Below are 24,738 nucleotides of genomic sequence, written 5' to 3' on the forward strand. Positions count from 1 at the left end.
GGGGGCGCTCCGCTATCATCCCAGCGATTGCGTCAGAGGCATGGCCCGCGCCCGTTTGCGTCGGTTGCCCGCCCTTCCGCGCCCCTTCATAGTGCCGGGAATCAACAAGGCCCTCGAAAGCCTCAAACGCCTCAAAAGCCCCTTGGGGCGGAAGTGCCGATGCTGGACGTAACTGCTGTCAATGAGATCGCCGCCGATGCTCGCGTGCGCGCCAATGTGGTGCGCCTTGCCGCCGCCCAGGCGCTGACCGGCGCCAACTCGGCGGTCATTTTCGCCACCGGTGCGATCGTCGGCGCCACGCTCGCGCCGGACATGTCGCTCGCGACCGTGCCGATCTCGATGTATGTGGTGGGGCTCGCCGCCGGCACGCTGCCGACCGGCGCGATCTCGCGCCGCTTCGGCCGCCGTGCCGCCTTCATCACCGGCACCGGTCTCGGAGCGCTCACCGGCTTGCTCGGCTCGTTCGCAATCCTGCACGGCTCGTTCGCGCTGTTTTGTCTGGCGACCTTTCTCGGCGGCCTTTACGGCGCGGTGGCGCAATCCTATCGCTTCGCGGCCGCCGATGGCGCCAGCACGGCCTACCGGCCGAAGGCGGTGTCCTGGGTGATGGCCGGCGGCGTGTTCGCCGGCGTGCTCGGTCCGCAGCTCGTGCAATGGACCATGGATGTCTGGCAGCCCTATCTGTTCGCCTTCAGCTTCCTGGTGCAGGCGGCCGTCGCGCTGATCGCGATGGGCATCGTCGCCGGCGTCGATATGCCGAGGCCCGCTCCGGCCGATCTGCACGGCGGCCGGCCGCTGCTGACCATCGTGACCCAGCCGCGCTTCATCGCGGCGGCGCTGTGCGGCGTCATCGCCTATCCCATGATGAACCTGGTGATGACCTCGGCGCCGCTCGCCATGAAGCTGTGCGGCCTGTCCGTGTCCGATTCCAATTTCGGCCTGCAATGGCACATCGTCGCCATGTATGGGCCGAGCTTCTTCACGGGCACGCTGATCGCGCGCTTCGGCGCCCCGAAGATCGTGGCCGCCGGATTGCTGCTGGAAGCCGGCGCCGCCACCATCGGTCTGTCCGGCCTCACGGCGATGCACTTCTGGGCGACGCTGATCGTGCTGGGTGTGGGGTGGAATTTCTCCTTCATCGGCGCCTCTGCACTGGTGCTGGAGACGCACCGCCCGCAGGAGCGCAACAAGGTGCAGGCCTTCAACGATTTCCTGGTGTTCGGCATGATGGCGATCGGCTCGTTCTCCTCCGGGCAATTGCTCGCCAATTACGGCTGGTCCGCGGTGAACATGGTGGTGTTCCCGCCGGTCGTGCTCGGCCTTGCCGTGCTCTCGCTGGTCTCGTGGGCCCGCCGCCGCAAGGCGCGCCTGGAGGCGGCCATCGGCGAGTTCCCCGACGGGATCTGAAGCATGATCCGGAGAAGTGCGCAGCGGTTCTCCGAAAAGATCATGCTCAAACAAGTTGGCGGGAGGCTGTCAGCAGCGTCGATACTTCGATCCAGCTCGAAGTGATTTTCGGGAGTGCGGTTGTTACATGATGCTCGTCATCAACAGACGGGCGTAACGTACCGCGCTCGCGGGGGAACCAAGGACAAGCGCAAATGCTCGACAGCCCCCGCCATTCGGTTCCTATCGACGAATCCTCCCTCCGTTACGAAGGCTGGCGCATCGTCGCCGTCTGCTTCCTGCTCGCGACCTTCGGCTGGGGGCTCGGCTTCTACGGCCAGAGCGTCTATGTCGCCGAACTGCAGCGCGCGCGGGGCTGGCCCACCTCGCTGATCTCCTCCGGCACGACGTTCTTCTATCTGTTCGGCGCGCTGCTGGTCGTCTTTGTCGGCGAGGCCGTGAGAAAATATGGTCCGCGGCTCAGCCTGATCGCCGGAACGCTGGCGATGGCGGCCGCCGCGGTCGCGATCGGCGCAGTGCGCGAGCCCTGGCAGCTCTATCTCGCCGACGCCGTGCTCGCCTTCGGCTGGGCCGGCACCAGCCTTGCCATGGTCACCAACACCATCAGCCTGTGGTTCGACCACAGGCGCGGCATGGCGATCAGCCTCGCGCTCAACGGCGCCAGTTTTGGCGGCATCGTCGGCGTGCCGCTGCTGGTGACGCTGATCGGCCAAGTCGGCTTTGCCAGTGCGATGTACGCCGCCGCCGGCGCCATGCTGGTGCTGCTCGTGCCGGTGATCCTGCTTCTCGTCGGCCGTCCGCCCGATCTTCACGGCTGGCAGGCGGCGGCGAAGGCGAAGCCGCAATCGTCGACAGAGATCCGCGCCTGGGCGCTGCGCGACGTCGGCTTCCTCACGGTGACGATCGCATTCTCGCTGGTGCTGTTCGCGCAGGTCGGCTTCATCGTGCACCTGATCTCGTTCCTCGATCCCGTGATCGGCCGCGAGCGCGCCGCGGTTGCCGTCGCGGTATTGACCGCGATGGCGGTGGTCGGCCGCGTGCTGTTCTCGCTGGTGATCGACCGCCTCAACCAGCGCCTCGCCTCCGCAATCTCGTTCCTCAGCCAGGCCGCCGCGCTTCTCGTCGTCATCAACCTGCACAACGACTACGTGCTGATCGCAGCCTGCGCGGTGTTCGGCTTCTCGGTCGGCAATCTCATCACGCTGCCCTCGCTGATCGTGCAGCAGGAGTTTGACTCTGCTTCGTTCGGCGTGCTGATCAGCCTCAACACCGCGGTCAACCAGGTGACCTATGCGTTCGGCCCGGGCGTCGTCGGGGCCTTGCGCGATCTCTCCGGCGGTTATGTGCTGCCGTTCTATCTCTGCATCGCGCTGGAGGTGATGGCGGCTGCGCTGATCATGGTGCGGGGGAAGCCAAAAGCGAAGCTCTCGTAGGGTGGGCAAAGCGAAGCGTGCCCACGATCTGTATCCATCACGGAAGGATGGTGGGCACGGCGCTGTGCGCCTTTGCCCACCCTACGAGATCGTGCCCCTACGGCATCACCCCTCCCGCTGCCGCAACAACGCCTCCACATCCAGCCGCTTGGTGAACATCGCCAGCTTGCCGTCCGGCCCGAACGGCCATTGCTCCCGCGGCTTGTCCCAATACAGCTCCACGCCATTCTCGTCGGGGTCACGCAAATATAGCGCCTCGCTGACGCCGTGGTCGCTCGCGCCGTCCAGCGCAATGCCGGCCGAGAGCACCCGGTGCAGCGCATCCGCCAGCGCGGGGCGCGTCGGATAGAGAATCGCGGTGTGGAAGAGGCCGGTCGTGCCCGGCGGCGGCGGCGAGCCGCCCTTGCTCTCCCAGGTGTTGAGCCCGATGTGGTGATGATAGCCGCCGGCCGAGATGAAGGCCGCGCCCGAGCCCATCCGCTGCATCAGCTCGAAGCCGAGCACGCCGCAATAGAAGCCGAGCGCACGATCGAGATCGGCGACCTTGAGATGGACGTGGCCGATCCTGGTGCCGGCGGCGACGGCTGGGGTTTGCGACATGGAAATGCTCCGTTGAAAACGTGCACATAAGGCGGGCCCCGGGACAGTGCTACTGGCCGATCCCGAAACGCATTGTTTCCGAACACGAAACTATGACAGCTCCGACACCTCGCCCTCGGGCAGGCCGAACTCGAACGTGTTCAGCGTCATCGACACCAGCGTGTAATAGCCGCACAGCCCGATCACCTCGACGACGCCGCGTTCGCTGAGCAGCTTCACCGCCTCATCATACAAACCCTTCTCGACGCCGTGGCCTTCGTGCAGCGACTTCGCGACGTCGTAGATCATCTTCCCCTTGGGATCGTCGAACTCGGGCGTGCGGCGGTCGCGGATCGCTTCGATGATTCTCGGGTCCATACCTCCGGCGAGCGCGAGGCGCTTATGCGCATACCATTCGTAATGCGCGGTCCAGTGCCGCGCCGTCACCAGGATCGCGATCTCGGAGAGCTTTGCGGGGAATATCGTGTCGAAGCGCATCACCTCGCCGAGCCGCGTGGCGTGGCGCGCCATCTCCGGGCTGCTCAGCCAGGCCATCATCGGCGCCGGCGGCTTGCCCCGCTTGCCGGCAATCGACTCGTCATAGGTCTGCCGCTGGCTCTCGTTCATTTCGCCAGGCGAAAGAAGTTTCAGGCGCATTGTCGTTTCCTCTTTGTTTTCAAGCACCGTCGTGAGCTGCGACTATAGCCGAATGCGGCAGCGGAAGTGGTTGAATTCCGCAGGAGCTTGGCCCAGAGTCGCCGCCAACAAGTCGATTTTGAGTGATGGAAACGACCAATGACTGACTCTAAAACCAGCGACACTGAGACCGCCGATCTCGAAACATTCCGCAACGAGACGCGTGCCTGGCTGGAAGCCAACTGCCCGCCGGAGATGCGCAAGCCCGCGACGTCGGATGCCGACGTGTTCTGGGGCGGACGCAACGCAAAATTCTCGTCCGAGCCGCAGCGCGTCTGGTTCGAGCGCATGCGCGACAAGGGCTGGACCGTGCCTGATTGGCCGAAGGAATACGGTGGCGGGGGCCTTAGCGCCGCCGAGCACAAGGTGCTGCGCGCGGAGATGGGAAGAATCGGCGCGCGTCCGCCGCTGTCGAGCTTCGGCATCTGGATGCTCGGGCCGGCATTGCTGAAATACGGCAACGACGCCCAGAAGAAGGAGCATCTGCCGAAGATCGCCGCGGGCGAGATCCGCTGGTGCCAGGGCTATTCCGAGCCCAACGCCGGCTCCGATCTCGCCTCGCTGCAGACCCGCGCCGAGAGCGACGGCGACGATTTCGTCATCACGGGTTCGAAGATCTGGACGAGTTACGCCAATTACGCCGACTGGATCTTCTGCCTCGTCCGCACCGATCCCGCGGCGAAGAAGCATGACGGCATCAGCTTCATCCTGTTCGACATGACCTCGAAGGGTGTCTCGACCAAGCCGATCCTGTTGATCTCCGGCTACTCGCCGTTCTGCGAAACGTTTTTCGACGGCGTCCGCGTGCCGAAATCGCATGTGGTCGGCACCGTCAACCGCGGCTGGGACGTCGCAAAATATCTGCTCCAGCATGAGCGCGCGATGATCTCGGGGATGGGCGAGCGCGGCGTCGGCCGTCCGCTCGGCCAGATCGCGGCCGACTCGGTCGGCTCCGATGCGCTGGGGCGGCTCGATGATTCCATGCTGCGCGGCCAGATTGCGAGCTTCGACGTCGATGAAGCCGCGCTCGCGGCCTGTGCCGAGCGCGCGGTCGATCTCGCCAAGGCGGGGCAGGCGCATCCGGCGTTCTCCTCGGCGATGAAATATTACGGCACCGAGCTCAACAAGCGCCGCTACGAGATCCTGATGTCGGCCGGCGGCGTCGATGCGCTGGAATGGGAGAGCGAACGCTCCAAGCAGGGCGCCCGCCCGCGCGCCTGGCTGCGCACCAAGGCCAACTCGATCGAGGGCGGCACCAGCGAAGTGATGCTCGGCATCGTCGCCAAGCGCATCCTGGATTTGCCGGGGGCTTAAGCGTCGTTCCGGGGCGGTCCGCAGGACCGAACCCGGAACCTCGAGATTCCGGGTTCGATGCTGCGTATCGCCCCGGAATGACACCAACAGATTTGCAAGACTTAGAGACTTAACCACATGGCCCTCGTCCTCACCGAAGAACAATCGATGCTCCGCGACTCAGCGCGCGGGCTGATCAGCGACAAGGCGCCGGTGTCGCACCTGCGCCATTTGCGCGACTCCAAGGATCCCACCGGCTTCTCCAAGGAGCTGTGGCAATCCTTCGCCGAGATGGGCTTTGCCGGCCTCTTGGTGCCGGAAGAGTTCGGCGGCAGCGGCCTCGGATTCATGGAGGCCGGTGTCGTCATGGAGGAGATCGGCCGCACCTTGATGCCGTCGCCCTTCCTCGCCACCAGTGTGATCGCGGCCTCCGCGCTCAACCGCGGCGGCAATGCCGCGCAGAAGTCGGAATATCTGCCAAAGATTGCGAGTGGCTCGCTGCTCGCAACGCTCGCCATCGACGAGGGCGCCAAGCATCGCCCGCTGCAAACCAGTCTGCAGGCCGTGCGCGCCGGCAACGGTTTTAAACTTTCCGGCGCCAAGGCGCTCGTCGTCGATGGTCACGTCGCCGATCTCTTCATCGTCGCGGCGCGCACGGCGGGCGCCGCCGGTGAGCGCGAAGGGCTGACGCTGTTCCTGGTGAACCCTGCGGCCAAGGGCGTTGCGATCGAGCGCACCATCATGGTCGATGCGCATAACGCGGCGCGGATCGATTTCGCCAATGTCGAGGTCACCGCCGACAGCGTGCTCGGCGAGGTCGATCAGGGCGCCGCACTGCTCGACGGCGTGCTCGATATCGGCCGCGGAGCGGTCGCTGCCGAAATGGTCGGCCTTAGCGACGAGGTGTTTGGCCGCACCGTCGAGTATCTCAAGAACAGAAAACAGTTCGGCAAGCTGATCGGTGAATTCCAGGCGCTGCAGCACCGCGCCGCGCAGCTCTATGTCGACATCGAGATCACCCGCGCCGCCACCATGAAGGCGCTGCAGGCGCTGGATGCGGACGTCGCCAAGGCCGCCTCAGCCGTCGCGGTGGCCAAGGCGCGCGCCGGCACCACCGCCACGCGCGCGGTGCAGGAAGGCGTGCAGATGCACGGCGGCATGGGCATGACCGACCAGTTCGACATCGGCTTCTTCATGAAGCGCGCCCGGGTGTGCGAGGAATTGTTCGGCGATGCGAACTACCACACCGAACAGCTGGCGCGGGCGCGGGGGTATTGATGGATCCTGTAGCCCGGATGGAGCGTAGCGAAATCCGGGTTCTGTCCGCGTGATGAGACCGCCCCGGATTGCGCTACGCTCCATCCGGGCTACGGCAGTTGAGAGTGTGGAAAGCGCCAGCCCCAAGCTCGTCATTGCGAGGAGCGCTTGCGACGAAGCAATCCAGACTGTCGCCGTGGAAAGATTCTGGATTGCTTCGCTTCGCTCGCAATGACGGCGGTCAGACCGTCCTACCGCATCGGCGGCGCGTACTGCACACCGCCCGCATTCCACAGCTGGTTCATGCCGCGCGGGATCTTCAGCTTGGACTTCTCGCCGATGTTGCGCTCGTACATCTCGCCGTAATTGCCGACGCTGCGGATGATGCGGACGACCCAGTCCTTGGTGAGGCCGAGCTGCTCGCCGTAATTGCCCTCGGTGCCGACGAGGCGCATCACTTCCGGCTTCTTCGACTTCAGGGCCTCGTCGATATTCTCCGAGGAGACGCCGAGTTCTTCGGCGTTGATCATGGCGTAGAGCGTCCACTTCACGATCATCATCCAGTCGTCGTCGCGCTGGCGCACCACGGGGGCGAGCGGCTCCTTGGAGATCATGTCCGGCAGGATCATGTGGTCGCCGGGCTTCGACAGGTTCAGCCTCAGCGCATAGAGCTGCGAGACGTCGGCGGAAAGCGTGTCGCACTTGCCCGTGTCATAGGCCTTCACCACGTCGTCGAGCTTGTCGAACTTCACCTCTTCATACTTCATGTTGTTGGCACGGAAGTAGTCGGAGACGTTGAGCGCCGTGGTGGTGCCGGCCTGCACGCAGACCTTGCTGCCGGTCAGGTCCAGCGAGGTCTCCTTGTTGCGCGAACGCGGCAGCATGAAGCCTGCGCCGTCGTAATAGGCGACCGCGGGGAAATAGAGGTCGTAGTCGAGCTCGCGCGCCATGCTCCAGGTCGAGTTGCGCGAGAGGATGTCGACCTTCCGGCTCTGCAATTCCCTGAAGCGCTCGCTGGCGTCGAGCGGAACGAACTTCGCCTTGCCCGGGTCGTTGAAGATCGCCGCCGCCACCGCACGGCAGAAATCGACGTCGAAGCCGGTCCAGTTGCCCTTGTCGTCGGGGATCGAGAAGCCCGGCAGGCCCTTGTTGACGCCGCACAGCACCTCGCCGCGGCGAACCGTGCGCTTCAGGGTGCGGGTGTCGTAGAACTCGTAGATGACGGCGAGAACGCCGACCAGCACGGCGACCGCGAGCCCGATCAGCAGGCCGCCTCGAAAACTGCGCATGATGTCTCTCTCTCGAAAAAATCGGGAAAAGGAAATGGGGGGAGGGGGCAGAGCATGATCGGTGCGATCATGCTCGAACCATAGCCCTTAGAGTTCGGGCTTCTGCCGGATGACCACCTTGGTCCCGACAGGGACGCGATCGTAGAGATCGGCGACGTCGTTGTTGACGAGACGGAAGCAGCCCGAGGACACCTTGGTGCCGATGGTGTCGGGCCTGTTGGTGCCGTGGATGCGGTAGACGGTGGTGCCCAGATACATCGCGCGGGCCCCCAGCGGATTGCCGGGGCCGCCGGCCATGAAGCGCGGCAGGTAGGGCTGGCGCTGGATCATCTCCGGCGGCGGCGTCCAGTCCGGCCATTCCTTCTTATTGGTGATGGTCACCAGCCCCTGCCACTGAAATCCGTCGCGCCCCACACCGATGCCGTAGCGGATCGCGCGCCCGCCGGGCTGCACCAGGTAGAGGTGCCGCTCGGCGGTCGAGACGATGATCGTGCCCGGCGCTTCCGTGGTGCGGAAGTAGACGACCTGCTTCTGCCATTCCGGATCGAGTTGATAGGCGTCGTCGGCGATCAGGCCCGGCTCGTCGCCGCGGTCAGGCTGCTGGGCGGAGGCGTATGAGCTGGTCAGAACCAGGCTCAGGGCCGTGATGAACGCCCCCGTCAGGCGACGATAATCCGTCATTTCAAGCTCTCCCCGCTGCCACAGCGCAAATCATTCAAAGCCATCAAATCTCAGGGGCAAGTTCATGGCAAGTTGATGGCGCGCTGCCCTGATATGTCACGAGAATGCTTTGGTTTTTTGACGGGGCGGGGGCAATGCCACAAACAGGGGATGGCGCGAAAAGCTTAGACCGGTACCGCGGTGGTGGTGCGCGCCCTTCCCCGCCGTTTCAGATCTTGTTGCTCTCCGGCGCGATCCCGAGCCGCCGCACGATCTCGGTGCCCACGGCACGGGCCTCGGGCCGCGAGCCGATTCGGGGACTGCGAAACCGTCGTCCCGAATGCAGCCGGATCACGACGATGCAGTGCTCGTCCTCGGACCGGCCGCGGCGCTCGACCGTGATCGATTTCACGTCGCGCCCCTCGATATGGTCGGCGCGCAGGCTGCCGTCGCCCCACAGGCGCTCCACGCGAATATCTCCTTGCCTGATGATCCAGAACGCGCCGGTCGCGAGGTTGGCGTAGCGATAGACGGCGAAGGCGGCGATCGCGCCTAGCGGCAGCAGCAGGATATCGACATGGCTGGGGGAGAGGCCACGCCAGAGCTTGTAGGCGTAGGGAACGGCGGACAGCGCCACGGCGATCAGCGCAACGATGCGGATGTCCCTTGCGGAAAACGCCTCGAGCGGCTCGCCGAGATGCATCTCGGGATTGCTGGCATCGAGCGGGTTGGTCGGTGTCTCGACATTGGGAACGTCGAAATGCGTGGCGATCCACGCCACGGTGTCACGAACATGGGTGACGTCGGAGATCGGTGGCGACGTCAGGCGCTCTCCCGAGACGAGTGTGAAGACGAGTTGAAAGCGGGCCTTCACCCTCTTGCTGCCGGGAACTTGCAGTCCGCTGATCTCGTCCTTCGTGACGATCCGCGTCTGCAGTTTCCCGAACGGCCGCTGGTGCCCGATCAGGATCTCATCAGGCGTGATGATCCACACCACCGCCGGCGCCATCATGATCCCGACGACGAACCCGGCTCCCACCAGCAGCGCTACCACCGATATGATGATTTCCAGGGTGTCGTGCGTAAACAGGCCCGGCGTGAAGCAGAGCGCAACGGCGGCCGCGGAGCCGGCCACGACCAGCCGTTGTGCGATCGAGGAACCTTCACGAAGGCGGATGTCGGTGCTGGTGTTCGCGTCCATTGCGGGCGGCTGATTGCGTCGCCCGCGAAACTCCACGGACGGGTCCGTGGAGTCAAGCAACAAGGGTGTTAGGCGAAACCAGCCGCGTGGTGCTCGCCAGATACTAGCTGCTCACGTTCAGCAGCTTTGCCACCGTGCGGTCGATCTCGTCGTAGCGGCCTTCGCCGGCGTGCTGGAACACGATCTTGCCGGTCTGGTCGATGATGTATTGCGCCGGCCAATATTGGTTGCTGTAGGCGTTCCAGGTCCTGGAATCATTGTCCTGCGCCACCGGATAGGTGATGCCGTGGCGCTTCAGCGCGGCCTGCACGTTCGAGGCCGAACGCTCGAACGGGAATTCCGGCGTGTGCACGCCGACCACGACGAGACCCCGGTCCTTGTACTTGGCGTAGAGGTCGGTGACGTGCGGCAGCGTGTTGACGCAGTTGACGCAGCCATAGGTCCAGAAGTCGACCAGCACGACCTTGCCGCGGAGATCGGCGATGCTGAGCGGTTTCGAGTTGAACCAGTTGGTGATGCCGGTGAAGTCGGGCGCGGTCTGCTGATTAGCGGCAGCGGTGACGATGGGCGTGGCGCGCGCGGCCTCGTCGCAGATGCCGGGGATGACGGCGCCGGTGACAGTGATGCCGATCAGTGCGGCGGAGACGGCGAGCAGTTTGAAAGTCATGGAAGCGTCCTCCGGTGAAGTTTGGGGATGATCACAGGCCGATCTGGCCGGTGGGATAGAATCCGGTGAGCCACGCCACGATCAGCGTGTCGTATTGGAAATAGGCGGCGACGGCGAAGGCGATCACGACGACGCCAAAGCCCTGCTGCAGCCGCGGCGAGATGCGCGCGAGGCTGCGCACGCGCGTGGTCGCGGCCTGCCCGCCATAGGCGATCGCCAGCATGGGCATCGCCGCGCCGATGGCGTAGGCGACCAGCAGCGTCCCGGCCCAGGCAAGGTTCTTCGAGGTTGCCACCAGCGTCAGGATCGAGCCGAGCACCGGCCCTGCGCAGGGCGTCCAGACCAGGCCCAGCGTGGTGCCCAGCACGAGCCCGCCAAGCGCGCCCTCGCGCTGTGTGGTGCCGGCGTTGCCGAGATCAAGCCAGCCATTGAGCCGGATCGACAGCCACTCGAACGGCGCCGGCCACAGCATCAACAGGCCGAAGCCTAGCAGCAGGATGGACGCGGCCTCGCGCAGCACGTTCGGATCGAAATCGAATGCCCGCGTGAGCGCGCCGAGCAGCAGCGCAACAGCGGAAAAGGAGACGACGAAGCCGAGCGCGATCATCGCGGGGCGCAAGTGCCCCGCGCGCCCGATCGAGGCGCCAAGCAGGATCGGCAGCATCGGCAGCGTGCAGGGCGCGGCGATCGTGAGGATGCCGGCAAGGACGGCGAAAAGAAGTTCGAGCATGGCGCACTCGTGATGGCGGTCACGAGGGCAGTTCGAACTGGATGCGTCAGGCGTTACGCGACGTCACGGCTTCGTGACGGGGCGGGTCGCCGTGGGCCGTGGCCGCGGGCGTCTCGAACACAAGGCCGAGCACCTTCACCACCCCCAAAATACAAAACGACCCGGACGGGGGCATCGTCCGGGTCGTTGGAAGTCTTGGGAGGTTTAACGAAACCGTATGGGAGCTTTATAGGGGGGAAGTTTTTCCGCCTGATGTTGTCGTTTGTTTCAATTGTTTCATCACTGGTAACGCTTCCGTGTCCGGGGATAGGGCCGCAATTTCGGTCCTATCCCATTGAAATCGTTGTCCTTACGCGGCGAAACGGTCGACGCCGGCGCCCTTAAGCAAATCGGCCAGTTGCTTGCGGGCATAGAACATCCGGGTCTTCACCGTGCTCTGGGGGATGCCGATGATCTGCCCGACCTCCTCCACCGACTTCTCGTGGTAGTAGATGAGGTTGATGATCTCGCGATGCGCGGGCGACAGTTTTGCCACGCAGGCGCGCAGGATGGCGCTGGTGTCGCTGCGGTCGAGCGAGGTCTCCGGCGTGTCGCAATCATCGGGGATCTGGCGCACGTCTTCCTGGTCGATGTCCTCGAAGCGGCGCTGGCGCATCGCGGTCAGCGCCTTGAAGCGAGCGATCGAGAGCAGCCAGGTCGAGACCTGCGAGCGGCCCTGGAATTGGCTGGCGGTGCGCCACACGTCGAGGAACACCTGGCTGACCAGATCTTCCGCCGTGGTGGCGTCACGCACGATGCGCAGGATGAAACGGTAGACCCGCACATTGTGCCGGCAATAAAGGATGTGCATGGCCGTCCGGTTGCCGTCGGCAATGCTTTCGAGAAGCATGTCGTCCGAAGTCGCCTGAGCGGCAATGATGCTCTGGCTGGCCTGGGCGTTGATGGCGATGACGTTCGGCATGGACTTGGCTCCCCGTAGCGCCGCAACCGAGCGGCGTTTCCTTGGACCAAAGTGTTAATCAGCCACCGTTTCGGGACGTCTGCGCGAAAAGCGGAAAATGGTTTCGTGCGCCGCCAAATTGTTTCGTCGAACCGGGCGCGACGAAACATTCGGGGCAAAAAGTCGTGGAAATTCAATGTACGGAAAATACGGGGGTGGGGATTTTGACGCGGATGGCGGCGCCGGGAACGTATTTCGGGGTTTGGCGTTCGGTGTTGCTTCAACCCAAACCCCGTCGTCCTGGACAAGCGAGCAGAGCGAGCGCCGATCCAGGACCCATTACCCCAGGAAGATATGAGGCAAAGACTCGGGGTTACCAGCCTCGTGCCATAACCACCGCTCGGGGTAATGGGTCCTGGCTTTCGCCAGGACGACAATGGAGGCCCTTACGCCTTATCGCCACCGGGCGAGAACAGATAGCCGCCGCCGCGGATGGTGCGAATCACGGCGGGCTTGGCCGGATCGGGCTCGATCTTGCGGCGGATGCGCATGATGCGGAGGTCAACCGCGCGGTCAAAGGCTTCGGCGTCGCGCGCATTGGCGAGTTCGAGCAGGCGCTCGCGCGACAGCACGCGCTTCGGATTGGCCGCGAACACCTTCAGCAAACCGAATTCGGATGCGGTGAGCGGATGCTCGTTGCCCTCGTCATCGCGCAGCGCCTGCGCTTCGAGGTCGAGCCATTTGGTGCCGAAGCGCACCAATTGCTCCTTGTCCGATTTCGCAGCCGGTCTGTCCGCCGCCTTCGCCGGCGTGCTCCGCCGCAGCACCGAACGGATGCGCGCCATCAGCTCGCGCAGCTCGCAGGGTTTTGCCACGTAATCGTCGGCGCCGAGCTCGAGGCCGACGACGCGGTCGATCGGGCTCGCGGTCGCCGTCAGCATGATCACGGGCACGTTGTTGCGGCTCTTGAGGTCGCGGATGATCGAGAGCCCGTCTTCCTCGGGCATGTTGAGGTCGAGCACGACGAGATCGGGCAAGCCGCCCTCGATCGCGGCGCGCAAGCTCTTGCCGCCGTCGCACAGCGTCACGGTGAAGCCGTGCATCTTGAGGTAATCGCCGACCATCTCCCGGGCTGGAGCTTCGTCGTCGACGATCATGATGTGCTGGCTTTGGGTCATGGTCTCTAGATCGGCATCTCGGTCGCTGGGAGGGTGATGGTGAAGGTCGAGCCCTTGCCGGGGCCGTCGCTGTCGGCGGTCACCTCGCCGCCGTGCATGTCGATGATACGCTTCACAATGGATAACCCAAGCCCCGTCGAGCTCTCGCCGGCGGTCGGTTTGGCGGACAGCCGCTGGAACCGGCCGAACAAGCGGCCGAGATCCTCCGGCGACAGGCCGGCGCCCTCGTCGCTGACGCGGACGATGGTTTCGCTGCCCTCGTGGATGACGGCGACGCCGATCTTGCCGCCGATCGGCGAGTATTTGATGGCGTTGCTGATGAGGTTGTCGATCGCCTCGCGGATGCGGTCGGTGTCGCACATGGTGACGATGTTGGGCGGCGCGGTGACGCTGATCGCCTGCTGCTTGTTGACGGCGAGCGGCTGGTTGGCCTCGGCGACCTCCTTGACCAGCGCGGCGACGTCGACCGGCTCGCGGCGGATGGTGATGTCGAAGGCATCGGCCATCGCGTCCGAGATCAGATGGTCGACCATCGTGGTCAGGCGCTTCGTCGCATCACGGATGTGATCGACCTGCGAGACGACGCCGCTTGCCGACGCGCCGGTCGAGATCAGCTCCTTCAACATCTCCGTGCGGCCGAGGATGACGCCGAGCGGATTCTTCAGATCGTGCGCGACGGTGCCCAAAATCTCGTTCTTGAAGCCGTTGGCGCGCTGCAGCCGTAGCCATTGCGCTGACAGGCGGCGGTTGGCCTGCATCAGGGCGCGGGTGCGCTGGGCGACGCGGTCTTCCAGCTGGGTGTTGGCGTCCTGGAGCTGCTGGTAGAGGATGACGTTGTCGAACGCGATCGAGAGCCGGCTGGAGAATATCTCGACCAGCGAGCGGTCGGTCTCCGACAGCTCGCGCTCGGCCTGCAGCAGCACCACCACCTCGCGGCCGGACCCGGTGCGCAAGTAGATCACGCTGCGGTGGTCGGCGAATTCGTTCTTGCGGCGCTGGAACGCGGCTTCCACCATCTCGCGCAGTTCGGGGTCGAGCGCCTTCGACGATGTGGTGCCGATGAAGCGGCTGTAGCAGCCGCTGCCAGCGAGCACCGAAAGCTCGGGGTCGCCGCCGCCGTTGTCGCGCAGGACCAGTATACCGGCGCAGTCGACATTGAGGAGCGAGGCGAGCTGGGTCAGCACGCCCTCGGCAAGGCGCTGCATCGACTTGAAGTCGTACAGCGTCGAGGCCGCGTCGATGATGATCTCGAGCCCGCGCCGTGTCTGCACCATGCGCTCGAGCTGCTGATAGGAGCGCAGCGCCGCGGTCAGCGAGGTGAACAGCTTGTCGGCCGTGAGCTCGGTCTTGGCCTTGTAGTCGTTGATGTCGTACTGCACGATCACGCGCCGTTCGGGCGCCTGGCCGGGCTGGCCGGTGCGCAGGATGATGCGCACCGTCTCGTTCCTGATCTCGTTGCGGATGAACTCGACCAGCTCGAGGCCGGCCACATCCGTCTCCATGATGACGTCGAGCAGCACCGCGGCGATGTCGCTGTGCGCGGCCATCAGCTTGCGCCCTTCCGCCGCGGAATAGGCGGAGAGAATCTCCAGGCTCTGGCCGTTGAGGCTGTAGTCGGACAGCGCGAAGCGGGTGCCGTCATGCACGGCCGGATCGTCGTCGATGACGGCGATCTTCCATTTCCGTGCGTTCTGGTCCTCCGACGCGGTACCGGTGTCGTCGATCAGGTGGAGGACATCGTCCTGTTCGGCCATTGAGAAGTCCCGTCAGTCTCTGTGCTTTGCGCGCCGCCCTTGGCGACCCGGGGCATGATAATGCGAAAAGTGGTGCCTTGTCCCAGCTTGGATTCCAGCATCATGCGACCGCCGAGCTGCTGGGTGACAAGGTTATAGACGATATGCAGCCCGAGTCCCGTGCCACCTTCATTGCGCCTTGTGGTAAAGAATGGGTCAAAGGCCTGGCGCTGCACGTCCGGGGTCATGCCGGCCCCGTCGTCGGTGAAGATGATCTCGATGTCGTCGGCCCCGCGCGGCCGCGCCGAGATCGTGATGGTGCCGGCGCGCCCGTCGGCGAAGGCGTGGTTGGCGGCGTTGAGGAAGAGGTTGGTCAGGATCTGGCCGTAGGAGCCGGGATAGCCGTCCAGCAGCAGCCCCTCGGGCACGTCGACCTCGAGCGTGATCGGGGAGCGCTTCAGCACGGGCCTGAGGCTCGCGATGATCTGGTCGGTGGCTTCGCTGAGTGAGAACTGCCGCCGCTCGGCATGGGAGCGGTCGACCGCGACCTGCTTGAACGACTGGATCAGCTCGCCGGCGCGGGTGAGGTTGGCGACGAGCTGCTGCGAGGCGTCGCGCGAGGACTGCACGAACTCCTCCAGCTGCGAGCGGCGCAGGCCGCCGTCGCCCTTGAGCTGGGCCTCGAAGATCTCGGTACGCCGGGCAAAGCTCGACGCCACGGTAAGGCTGATGCCGATGGGGTTGTTGACCTCGTGGGCAACGCCGGCGACGAGACCGCCGAGCGCTGCGAGCCGCTCGGCATCGATCAGATTCTGCTGTGCGGTATTGAGCTCGAGCAGCGCGCTCTCGGCCTTCTCCTTCGAGGCGCGCAGCTCGTCCTCGGTCTCGCGCTTCGCGATGGCGTTCTCGCGGAACACTTCCACCGCGCGCGCCATGGCGCCGACCTCGTCGCGTGCCTTGGTGCCCTGCACCTCGCGGTCGAGGTTGCCGAGCGTGATCGCGCGCATCGCGGCCATGATCTGCTGCAGCGGCAGGCGGATCGACAGCGCGATCAGCACGCCGGCGGTAAGGATGATGCCGAGGAAGATCACCGCGATCGACAGCACCCGCCGCGAGATATCCGCCAGCGTGCGGTCGAAGGTCTCCTGCGCCTTCTGCTCGCGCTGGCGCATCTTGGTGGAGAGATCGTCGATGGCGCCGATCGCCTCGGCCTGGCTGGCGTCGATGGAGTTGCGCAGCAGCTCGGTGCGGCTCGTCAGCTGCTCCGAGAGTTTTGCGAAGCCCTCGCGTAGCGCGGCGGTGCGGGCCGCGAGCCGTTGCAGCGCCATGCGCTGGAGGTCGTTGTCGGCGAGATCGATCATGACCGGAATGGTCTTCTCGATCGTCTCGGTGTGGCGGCGCGCATCGTCGGCGGCGCCCGATGACTGCGACAGATAGTAGGAATTGGCCGCGACCAGCATCGCGGTGAAGGCCTCGCGGGATTTTCCGAGCGAGGGCCAGATCAGCGCGTCGCGATGGCCGGTGGCGCCCTCGATGATGGAATAGAGGCCGGCCATGTCCCTGGCCGGCCCCTGCACCTGCTCCTCATAGGTCTTCGCGATCGTCGCCTGCACGCTGCGCAGCTCGCCAAAGCCGTTGAGGAAGCGCTCGGTGGTGCGCTCCAGCTCCTCGACCGAGCCCGACAGCATCGGGTCCTTGGCGGCGCGGTTGCTCAGCGTGCCCAGCACCGCCTCGCGCAGCAGGAGGATCTCGGCGAACAGGTCCGGGCTCGGCTGGTTGATGTAGCGGTGGATCAGATTGTGCAGCCGCCCGGTCTCGCTCTCGAGCAGCGCCAGGATGCGGTCCGATTCGCGCACCTGGCGCACGTCGTCCCAGGCCGAGCCCAGCACCTGCGAGCCGTTCCAGATCAGCGCCACCAGCACCACCACGACCGCGGAGTTCAGCGCCGCGATCGACAGGATGCGCCAGCGGATCGGCACGGCCCGGAGCGCGCCGACGAGGCGCGCGCGCACCCGCCCGATCGGGCCGGGCGGCCTGTCTGCGTGCTCGCTGTGTCCAAGCGCAGGCAACTGGGCTCACTCCACCTTGCGAATGCGTTCGATCAGTGCCGCTGCGGCGGGGTCCTGGGCGGCCTTGGTGTAGATCGCGGCCATGGCGTCCTCGAACGGCTTGCGGTCGATATCCCTGACGATGCTGACGCCGGCCGCCCGCGCCTTAAGCTGCGACTGCTCCTCGAGGTCGCGCCACTTCTCGCGCATGAACCGGCTGGAGCGCTGCGCAGCCTCCCTGAAGAGGGTCTGGTCCTCCGCCGAAAGGCTCTGCCAGGCCTTCAGCGAGATCACCAGCACCTCGGGGCTCATCGTGTGCTCGGTCAGCGTGTAGTGCCCGGCATGCTTGTAATGGTCGGTCGTCACGAAAGATGGCCAGTTGTTTTCGGCGCCGTCGATCAGGTGGTTTGCAAGCCCGGTGAGCACCTGCCCATAGGGCATCTCGACCGGTTCTGCGCCCAGCGAGCGGATCATCTGGCTCATCAACTCCGACTGCTGCACTCGGATCCGCAGGCCCCGGAGGTCTTCGATGCTCCTGATAGGGCGGACGCCGTTGTAGATCGACCGCGCCCCGGAATCGTAGAAGCAGAGCCCGACGAAGCCGTAGGGCTCGAAACTGTTCAGGATCTCGCCGCCGATCGGCCCGTCCAGCACCTTCTGCATGTGCTCGATGGACCGGAACAGGAACGGCATGGCGAGCACGTTCATCGCCGGAACGAAATTGCCGATCAGGGCGACATTGGTCCGGTTGAGGTCGATTGCGCCGGCCCGGGTTTGCTCGATGGTCTCCTTCTCCTCGCCGAGCTGGCGGGAGTGGAACACCTTGACCTCGTGCCGGCCGCCGGTGCGCTCGGCGATCAGGGCGCCCATGTAGCGCAGCGCCTGCACGGTCGGGTAATCCTCGGTCTGGGTGTCGGCGGCGCGGAATTCGCGCGCAACGGCGTCCGTCGCGCAGAGCGCGAGCAAAAGCGCGACGAAAACCACCCCGGTCCGCGAGAGTTCGGCACGGCTCAACACTGGCACACTCAGCCCCTTAGTGGTGGAGTCTATGGCGGGAGCAAAAGGTTCAACGCAATCTAAAGCGTTTTCAAGCGAAGTGGATACCGGTTCGCGTAAAGAAAACGCGTCAAATTAAGAATCTAGAGCCCCGTTCCGACCGGAACGGGGCTCTAGCAGATGGTTAAGGGAAGGCCATCCCGCGCCCGGCCCGCGGGCTGATTGTGCGGCGCGGCTGGACCTTATTCCCGGTTGAAACCGCCAATGCCCCGCCTTAAGCAGGGACAGTCGCCTTTGAGACGGGAAGAGCCATCGTGACGTCAGCATCGCGCCTTCTGCAGATCGTCTCCGTCCTTGCGGCTCTCGCATTGGCCTCCCCGGCGCGCGCCGCCACCGACATCGCGCTGTGGCACGCCATGTCCGGCGAACTCGGCCGGCAACTGGACAAACTCGCCGCCGACTTCAACGCCTCGCAACCGGATTACCGCATCGTCCCGACCTACAAGGGCAGCTACACCGAGACGGTGACGGCGGCGATCTTCGCCTTCCGCTCGCGCAGCCAGCCCGCGATCGTCCAGGTCAACGAGGTCGCCACCGCGACCATGACCGCGGCCAAGGGCGCGATCTACCCGGTGTTCAGCCTGATGCGTGACCAGGGCGAGCCGTTCTCGCTCAACGACTACCTTCCCGCGGTCTCCGGCTATTACACCGATGCGGCCGGCAATCTGCTGTCGTTCCCGTTCAATTCCTCGACGCCGATCCTCTATTACAACAAGACCATGTTCCGCGACGCCGGCCTCGATCCGGAGGCGCCGCCGAAGACCTGGCCGGAGCTCGGTGCCGCTGCGAAGCGCCTGCGCGACCGCGGGGCGGCGTGCGGCTTCACCACGTCCTGGCCGTCGTGGATCCACGTCGAGAATTTTTCCGCCTTCCACAATCTGCCCGTGGCGACGCGGGCGAACGGCTTTGCCGGGCTGGATGCGGAATTGACCATCAACAATCCGCCGCTCGTGCATCACATCGCAGCGCTCAGCGAATGGCAGAAGACCAAGCTGTTCGACTATGGCGGCCGCGGACAAGCGGCCGAGCCGCGTTTCCAGAACGGCGAATGCGGCATCTTCATCGGCTCCTCGGCGACGCGGGCCGACATCAAGGCGAATTCGAAATTCGAGATCGGCTACGGCATGATGCCGTACTGGCCGGACGTGAAGGATGCGCCGCAGAACTCGATCATCGGCGGCGCCACGCTGTGGGTGCTGCGCGACCGGCCGCGCGAAGAATACAAGGGCGTGGCGCGCTTCTTCGCCTATCTGTCGCAGCCCGGCGTGCAGGCCGCCTGGCACCAGAACACCGGATATCTGCCGGTTACCCGCGCCGCCTTCGAGCTGACGCGGGCGCAAGGCTTCTACGAGCGCAATCCTGGCTCGGCGATCTCGTTCGAGGAGATCACGCTGCATCCGCCGACGGAGAATTCGAAGGGCATCCGGCTCGGCTCCTTCGTCCTGATTCGCGGTGTGATCGAGGACGAGCTGGAGCAGGCCTTTGCCGGCCAGAAGAGCGCGCAAAAGGCCCTCGATTCCGCCGTCGAGCGCGGCAACAAGCTGCTGCGCCAGTTCGAGCGCGCCAGCCCGGAGCGGTAAACGAGTCGCTCCGGCGACTTTGTATCGGCGGACCCCATCCGACATCACGCAACCCGGAAGTGTGTGCAAGCTCACACGCAACGGCGCCTGCGCCTGCGATAATCCCGCATGCGTGACGCCGGGCCGGCGCCGACGCCTGCCGCTCGCCGGCAGCAATCATCTTTAAGATCATTTCATCTGTCCATTTTCGGAAAAAGTGCAATGGAGATCATTTATGCCCTGCACGTGTTGCATCATCCCGAACGACGTTCTCACCAGGCTGTCCCAGGACAAGAAGCTGTCCGCCCCGCTGCGCAAGCAATTGGTCGACACGGTCCAGATCAGCCATGAACTGCGCGAATTGCGGAACCAGGCCGCGAAATTGACCAGCGTAACCGCAGCGCGTGCCGCGGGACTCGTCACGCTGGCCGCGGCGCCGTCCGTCACCGTCTACGACTGCAAGCACACGCAGACGCTACCGGGAACGCCGGTGCCGAAGCCGAAGACGTCCTCGGACGGCTCCGTCAAGCGCACCTTCAACCAGACCACCAAGGTCGCAAAGTTCTACCAGCAGGTCTTCAACCGCAATTCGATCGACGATCACGGCATGACCATGATGTCGTCGGTCCATTTCGGCGAGAAGTACAACAACGCGATGTGGAACGGCTCGCAGATGATCTATGGCGACGGCGACGGCAGCATCTTCGTCGACTTCACCAAAGGCAACGACGTCATCGGCCACGAGCTCACCCATGGCGTCACCCAGCACAGCCTCCAGCTCGCCTATAGCGGCGATGCCGGCGGCCTCAACGAGAGCGTCTCCGACTGTTTCGGCTCGATGTTCCGGCAGTGGGAGGCCAAGCAGGATGTCAAGAAGGCCGACTGGCTGATCGGCAAAGACATCATGGGGCCGGGCGCCAAGAAGAAGGGGTTCGCCTGCTTGCGCGACATGGCCAATCCCGCAGCCAAGCACTGCCTGGCGCCGCAACCGACCAAATATTCGCAAATCACGCCGGGCATGGACCCGCATTACGCCAGCGGCCCGCCGAACCTCGCCTTCTACACGGCCTGCACCACGCTCGGCGGATACAGCTGGGCCAAGATCGGCCAGGTGTGGTACCATTCGCTCACCGGTTTCGGGCCGACGCCGAACATGACGATGAAGGCGTTCGCGGCGCGGACCCGGCAGGGTGCCCACACCCTGTATCCCGGCGACGCCGCGGTCTTCGCCGCCGTCGATGCGGGATGGAAGAAGGTCGGGCTGTAATCGGGCCGCACCGCGTTACGAAAGGAAGCAAGCGTGGATCGCTTGAAGATCGAGCGCGTCGGAGGGTTCGCCGGCTTCGGCGGTCCTCACCTCAAGAGCCGCGGCGAGGTGGCATTGTCGGATCTGTCGGCTGCCGATCAGAAGACGATGGAGCAGCTGTTTGCCGATCCGGGCAAGATCCCTGCTGCGCGCCGGGGCGAGGCCGACGCGTTCACCTACCGGATCACGCGCGGCGCGCAGACGATCGAAGTCCCCGAGCATGCGGTCCCCCAGGCCATCAAGAGCAGCGTCAAGGATGTCCTGGAATAGGGGCGGGCTCGCGCTGTGATGGAGGGGACGCTGCCGCCGGATTTCGCGGGCGTTTGGGGCATGTCCGCGTCGACGAGCTTTGAAGCCTACCGCGCCTTGCGCGCCGACCGGTCGCGATGGCTGCCGGTCGCGCTCGACATTGCGCGCGGCCACGGTCTCGATGTCAGCGCGCCGCAAGTCTTCGTAACAGGCACCAATCTCGTGGTCGGCCTCGGTGAGCGCCTGATCCTGAAGATTTTTCCGCCACTGCTCCGTTCGCAATTCCTCTCCGAGCGCGGCTCGCTGACGCAACTCGCCGGCCGGCTGTCCTTGCCGATCCCCGAGATCGTCGCGGAAGGAGTGCGCGACGGCTGGCCCTACCTCGTCATCACGCGTCTTGCCGGCACGCTCGGCTCGGAGGTGTGGCCGTCCCTGGCGGAAGACCAGAAGGAGCGCGTGCTGCGCCAGATCGGCGAGACCATCGCGTCGGTGCAGCGCGCCCCGCTCGGTCCGCTCGCACACATCGAGCCGCGTTGGGCCGATTTCATGCGCGCCCAGATGCAGGGCTGTCGTGCCAGGCACGAGCGTCTCGGCCTTGCGCCGAAATTCCTCGACGGCCTCGACGATCTCCTGCGCGATGCGGCCGCGCTGATCCCGATGGACGCACCGCCGGTGATCCTGACCGGCGAATACATCCCTGAGAATTTCCTGCTCGGCTGTGATGACGGCACCTGGTCGCTCAAAGGCCTGTTCGATTTCGGCGACGTCCGCGCCGGATGGCGCGATTACGATTTGCTCGGCCCCAGCGCCTTCATGGCCGCGGGCCGGCCGGGAAGGGTGCGCAGCCTGCTCGCAGGTTTTGGCTATGCAAGGCTGGACGCTACGCTCAAGCGCCGCCTGATGGCCCTGATGCTGCTGCACCAGGCCAGCGATCTCAACAGCCACATCTGCATCGAGGGCTGGCAGGAGCAGGCGGATGATCTGGTTGAGTTGCAGGACTTGATCTGGGCGGAGTGACCGCTCGCGCCCCACCCTCCGCCGTCGTCCTGGACCAGCGCAGCGAAGCGGAGCGCCGATCCAGGACCCATTACCCCAGGGAGGAGTGTTGTGCGAACTCGCAACCACGAGTCTTCGCAAAACGCCTCCCTGGGGTAATGGGTCCTGCCAGGACGACGACAGAGAGGGCGCGCGCTCTCGTTCAACAACAGGAGTCGTCCCGGCGAAGGCCGGGACCCATAACCACCGAGGTGAGTTTGGCGATGACTGGTCGTTCGGGATTGGCATCACCCGTGGTCGATAGATCACGCGGTATGGGTCCCGGCCTTCGCCGGGACGACGCCAAGGGTTTTGCAACCAAATTGAGCGAGCCTCATCTCAAGTTCATAAATTAGGCAAATGCCGCTCTTTGTATGCAATGCTAGCCGTTGAGCGGCTGCCTGAAACCGCGCCCTCCATCCAGGTTCCACCACAATATCAATCGCTTACCTCTCGATTAGGCTTCCCTTAAGCCTTGGCACGAACCTTGCGAATCCAGTTCCAACCAGAAACTTTTGTGTTGGAGCGATTTCATGAAGCGCCGCGATTTCCTCAAGTCCGTTTCCGGATTGGCCGCTGGCGCGGCGCTTCCGGCCATGCCCTCGGTGATGTCCTCGGCCAAGGCCGATGCGCGCTCGGAGACGCTGCTGATCGTCTCGGAAGGCGGCCCCAACAATCTCGACATCCACGGCGTCGGCACCAACGTGCCCGGCTATGAGGTGTCCTGGAATTGCTACGACCGGCTGATCAGCCACGAGATGAAGAGCGGTCCCGGCGGCGTGCCCTATTACGACCGCGACAAGTTCAAGGGCGAGCTCGCCGAGGACTTCAAGATCGACGACATGTCGGTCACCTTCAAGCTGAAGAAGAACGCCAAATTCCACGACGGCGCGCCGGTCACGGCGAAAGACGTGAAGTGGTCGCTCGACCGCGCGGTCAGCGTCGGCGGCTTCCCGACCTTCCAGATGAGCGCGGGCTCTCTCACAAAGCCCGAGCAGTTTGTCGTGGTCGACGATGCCACCGTGCGCGTCGATTTCGCCAAGAAGGATCGCCTGACGGTTCCCGATCTCGCCGTCATCGTGCCCTGCATCGTCAATTCCGAGCTGGTGAAGAAGAATGCCAGCGAGAAGGATCCCTGGGGTCTGGAATACACCAAGCAACAGACCGCGGGCTCCGGCGCCTACAAGGTGACCAAGTGGACCGCCGGCACCGAAGTGATCATGGAACGCAACGAGGATTGGGTCGGCGGCCCGCTGCCCAAGATCAAGCGCGTGATCTGGCGCATGGTGCCGCAGGCCGGCAACCGCCGTGCGCTGCTGGAGCGCGGTGACGCCGACATCTCCTATGAGCTGCCGTTCAAGGATTTTCAGGAGATGAAGGCGAACGGCAAGCTCAACGTGGTGTCGCTGCCCTTCTCCAACGGCATCCAGTATATCGGCATGAACGTGACCAAGCCGCCGTTCGATAACGTCAAGGTGCGGCAGGCCATCGCCTATGCGCTGCCGTATCAGAAGATCATGGACGCGGTGCTGTTCGGCCTCGGCAATCCCATGTTCGGCGCGCCCAAGGACAAGGCCACCGACGTCGCCTGGCCGCAGCCGCACAAATACAGCACCGACATGGAGAAGGCGAAGGCGCTGCTCACTGAAGCCGGCTATGCCAACGGTTTCGAGACCACGATCTCGTTCGATCTCAACTTCGCCGGCGTCAACGAGCCGCTCTGCGTGCTGGTGCAGGAGAGCCTCGCCCAGCTCGGCATCAAGACCACCATCAACAAGGTGCCCGGCGCCAACTGGCGCACGGAGTTGAACAAGAAGGAGATGCCGCTCTTCACCAACGTGTTCTCGGGCTGGCTCGATTACCCCGAGTACTTCTTCTACTGGTGCTATCACGGCAACAATTCCGTCTTCAACACCATGAGCTACAAGTCGGCGGAGATGGACAAGTTCATCGACGGCGCGCGCACCGCAGCGGCCACCGGCGACACCGCGACCTACGACAAGGATGTGAAGGGTTTCGTCGATCTTGCTTTCGCCGACGTCCCGCGCATCCCGCTCTACCAGCCCTTCGTCAACGTCGCGATGCAGAAGAACATCAGCGGCTACCAATACTGGTTCCACCGGAGGCTCGACTATCGCGCGATGGCGAAGGGGTGAGTCATGACTGGCGCGAGCGATCTGTCCGCGTCTCTCTGTGTCCGTTGGTCGAGTGAGGTGGGCGCAACTCTCTCATTCCCTCTCCCCTTGTGGGAGAGGGTGGCTCGCCGCGTAGCGGCGAGACGGGTGAGGGGTAGCCACGAACTCCGATCTCGCTCGGGGCGACCCCTCACCCCAGCCCTCTCCCACTGTTCAGACCGGGGAGATGGTGGACGGGTGTTCGGAGACATCGTGGACACTTTCTGGACTCCCGTCGAGAGGCCGGA

Annotated in this window: 21 protein-coding genes; 9 read left to right on the forward strand and 12 right to left on the reverse strand. The window is 64.6% G+C overall.

The annotated features are described in order from the left end of the window. The first annotated feature begins 159 nt into the window (after nucleotides 1-159). The gene (locus JQ592_RS36305) at nucleotides 160-1,407 is read left to right on the forward strand and encodes an MFS transporter (protein ID WP_211407505.1); all 1,248 of its coding nucleotides are present in this window, start codon (nucleotides 160-162) and stop codon (nucleotides 1,405-1,407) included. A 194-nt stretch (nucleotides 1,408-1,601) separates the two neighbouring features. Continuing rightward, nucleotides 1,602-2,840 (forward strand): MFS transporter, encoded by a 1,239-nt coding sequence (locus JQ592_RS36310; protein WP_211407506.1) that lies wholly within the window; start codon nucleotides 1,602-1,604, stop codon nucleotides 2,838-2,840. 105 nt (nucleotides 2,841-2,945) lie between these two features. Here JQ592_RS36310 and JQ592_RS36315 read toward each other — a convergent pair whose 3' ends face one another. Then, nucleotides 2,946-3,440, reverse strand: a complete 495-nt coding sequence (locus JQ592_RS36315) for a VOC family protein (protein WP_211407507.1) — start codon at nucleotides 3,438-3,440, stop codon at nucleotides 2,946-2,948. A 90-nt stretch (nucleotides 3,441-3,530) separates the two neighbouring features. Next, entirely contained in the window at nucleotides 3,531-4,076 is a 546-nt protein-coding gene (locus JQ592_RS36320; protein WP_211407508.1) for a carboxymuconolactone decarboxylase family protein, read from the reverse strand. 138 nt (nucleotides 4,077-4,214) lie between these two features. Between JQ592_RS36320 and JQ592_RS36325 the strand changes: the two genes are divergently transcribed. Beyond that, nucleotides 4,215-5,429, forward strand: coding sequence for an acyl-CoA dehydrogenase family protein (locus JQ592_RS36325; RefSeq protein WP_211407509.1), 1,215 nt, complete (start codon nucleotides 4,215-4,217; stop codon nucleotides 5,427-5,429). A 117-nt stretch (nucleotides 5,430-5,546) separates the two neighbouring features. Then, complete coding sequence (locus tag JQ592_RS36330; protein WP_211407510.1) at nucleotides 5,547-6,686, forward strand: acyl-CoA dehydrogenase family protein; 1,140 nt, start codon at nucleotides 5,547-5,549, stop codon at nucleotides 6,684-6,686. A 230-nt stretch (nucleotides 6,687-6,916) separates the two neighbouring features. Here JQ592_RS36330 and JQ592_RS36335 read toward each other — a convergent pair whose 3' ends face one another. The 10 genes from JQ592_RS36335 to JQ592_RS36380 all read right to left on the reverse strand — a co-directional run bounded on the left by JQ592_RS36335 (nucleotide 6,917) and on the right by JQ592_RS36380 (nucleotide 18,134). Further along, the gene (locus JQ592_RS36335) at nucleotides 6,917-7,954 is read right to left on the reverse strand and encodes an amino acid ABC transporter substrate-binding protein (RefSeq protein WP_211407511.1); all 1,038 of its coding nucleotides are present in this window, start codon (nucleotides 7,952-7,954) and stop codon (nucleotides 6,917-6,919) included. A gap of 87 nt (nucleotides 7,955-8,041) precedes the next feature. Then, nucleotides 8,042-8,635 carry a L,D-transpeptidase gene (locus JQ592_RS36340; protein ID WP_211407512.1) on the reverse strand — a complete coding sequence of 198 codons (594 nt, stop codon included), beginning with the start codon at nucleotides 8,633-8,635 and terminating at the stop codon, nucleotides 8,042-8,044. Nucleotides 8,636-8,843: 208 nt separating this feature from the next. Beyond that, entirely contained in the window at nucleotides 8,844-9,815 is a 972-nt protein-coding gene (locus tag JQ592_RS36345) for a hypothetical protein (RefSeq protein ID WP_211407513.1), read from the reverse strand. Between the two features lie 103 nt (nucleotides 9,816-9,918). After that, on the reverse strand, nucleotides 9,919-10,482 hold the full coding sequence (locus JQ592_RS36350; RefSeq protein WP_211407514.1) for a thioredoxin family protein: 564 nt from the start codon (nucleotides 10,480-10,482) through the stop codon (nucleotides 9,919-9,921). Between the two features lie 31 nt (nucleotides 10,483-10,513). Continuing rightward, nucleotides 10,514-11,212, reverse strand: coding sequence for a cytochrome c biogenesis CcdA family protein (locus tag JQ592_RS36355; RefSeq protein ID WP_211407515.1), 699 nt, complete (start codon nucleotides 11,210-11,212; stop codon nucleotides 10,514-10,516). A gap of 349 nt (nucleotides 11,213-11,561) precedes the next feature. Next, nucleotides 11,562-12,173, reverse strand: coding sequence for a sigma-70 family RNA polymerase sigma factor (locus JQ592_RS36360; RefSeq protein WP_211407516.1), 612 nt, complete (start codon nucleotides 12,171-12,173; stop codon nucleotides 11,562-11,564). Between the two features lie 425 nt (nucleotides 12,174-12,598). Continuing rightward, entirely contained in the window at nucleotides 12,599-13,330 is a 732-nt protein-coding gene (locus JQ592_RS36365) for a response regulator (protein WP_211407517.1), read from the reverse strand. Between the two features lie 5 nt (nucleotides 13,331-13,335). Beyond that, nucleotides 13,336-15,084 carry an ATP-binding response regulator gene (locus tag JQ592_RS36370; RefSeq protein ID WP_211407518.1) on the reverse strand — a complete coding sequence of 583 codons (1,749 nt, stop codon included), beginning with the start codon at nucleotides 15,082-15,084 and terminating at the stop codon, nucleotides 13,336-13,338. Further along, on the reverse strand, nucleotides 15,054-17,084 hold the full coding sequence (locus JQ592_RS36375; protein WP_211407526.1) for a sensor histidine kinase: 2,031 nt from the start codon (nucleotides 17,082-17,084) through the stop codon (nucleotides 15,054-15,056). Before JQ592_RS36375 ends, JQ592_RS36370 begins: the two co-directional genes overlap by 31 nt. Before the next feature lie 54 nt (nucleotides 17,085-17,138). Continuing rightward, nucleotides 17,139-18,134, reverse strand: a complete 996-nt coding sequence (locus JQ592_RS36380; protein WP_211407519.1) for a TRAP transporter substrate-binding protein — start codon at nucleotides 18,132-18,134, stop codon at nucleotides 17,139-17,141. 287 nt (nucleotides 18,135-18,421) lie between these two features. Here JQ592_RS36380 and ugpB point away from each other — a divergent pair, with 287 nt between their 5' ends. The 5 genes from ugpB (at nucleotide 18,422) to JQ592_RS36405 (ending at nucleotide 24,472) form a co-directional block, all read left to right on the forward strand. Continuing rightward, a complete protein-coding gene (gene ugpB, locus JQ592_RS36385; protein WP_349630522.1) occupies nucleotides 18,422-19,747 on the forward strand; it encodes a sn-glycerol-3-phosphate ABC transporter substrate-binding protein UgpB in 1,326 nt (441 codons plus the stop codon). Nucleotides 19,748-19,961: 214 nt separating this feature from the next. After that, the gene (locus tag JQ592_RS36390) at nucleotides 19,962-20,993 is read left to right on the forward strand and encodes a M4 family metallopeptidase (protein WP_211407520.1); all 1,032 of its coding nucleotides are present in this window, start codon (nucleotides 19,962-19,964) and stop codon (nucleotides 20,991-20,993) included. A 42-nt stretch (nucleotides 20,994-21,035) separates the two neighbouring features. After that, nucleotides 21,036-21,302, forward strand: a complete 267-nt coding sequence (locus JQ592_RS36395; protein WP_211407521.1) for a protealysin inhibitor emfourin — start codon at nucleotides 21,036-21,038, stop codon at nucleotides 21,300-21,302. A gap of 60 nt (nucleotides 21,303-21,362) precedes the next feature. After that, a complete protein-coding gene (locus JQ592_RS36400; protein WP_211407522.1) occupies nucleotides 21,363-22,298 on the forward strand; it encodes an aminoglycoside phosphotransferase family protein in 936 nt (311 codons plus the stop codon). A gap of 551 nt (nucleotides 22,299-22,849) precedes the next feature. Continuing rightward, the gene (locus JQ592_RS36405) at nucleotides 22,850-24,472 is read left to right on the forward strand and encodes an ABC transporter substrate-binding protein (RefSeq protein WP_211407523.1); all 1,623 of its coding nucleotides are present in this window, start codon (nucleotides 22,850-22,852) and stop codon (nucleotides 24,470-24,472) included. Nucleotides 24,473-24,738: the final 266 nt, after the last annotated feature.

Source organism: Bradyrhizobium iriomotense, assembly GCF_018129405.1.
GTDB lineage: Bacteria > Pseudomonadota > Alphaproteobacteria > Rhizobiales > Xanthobacteraceae > Bradyrhizobium > Bradyrhizobium iriomotense_B.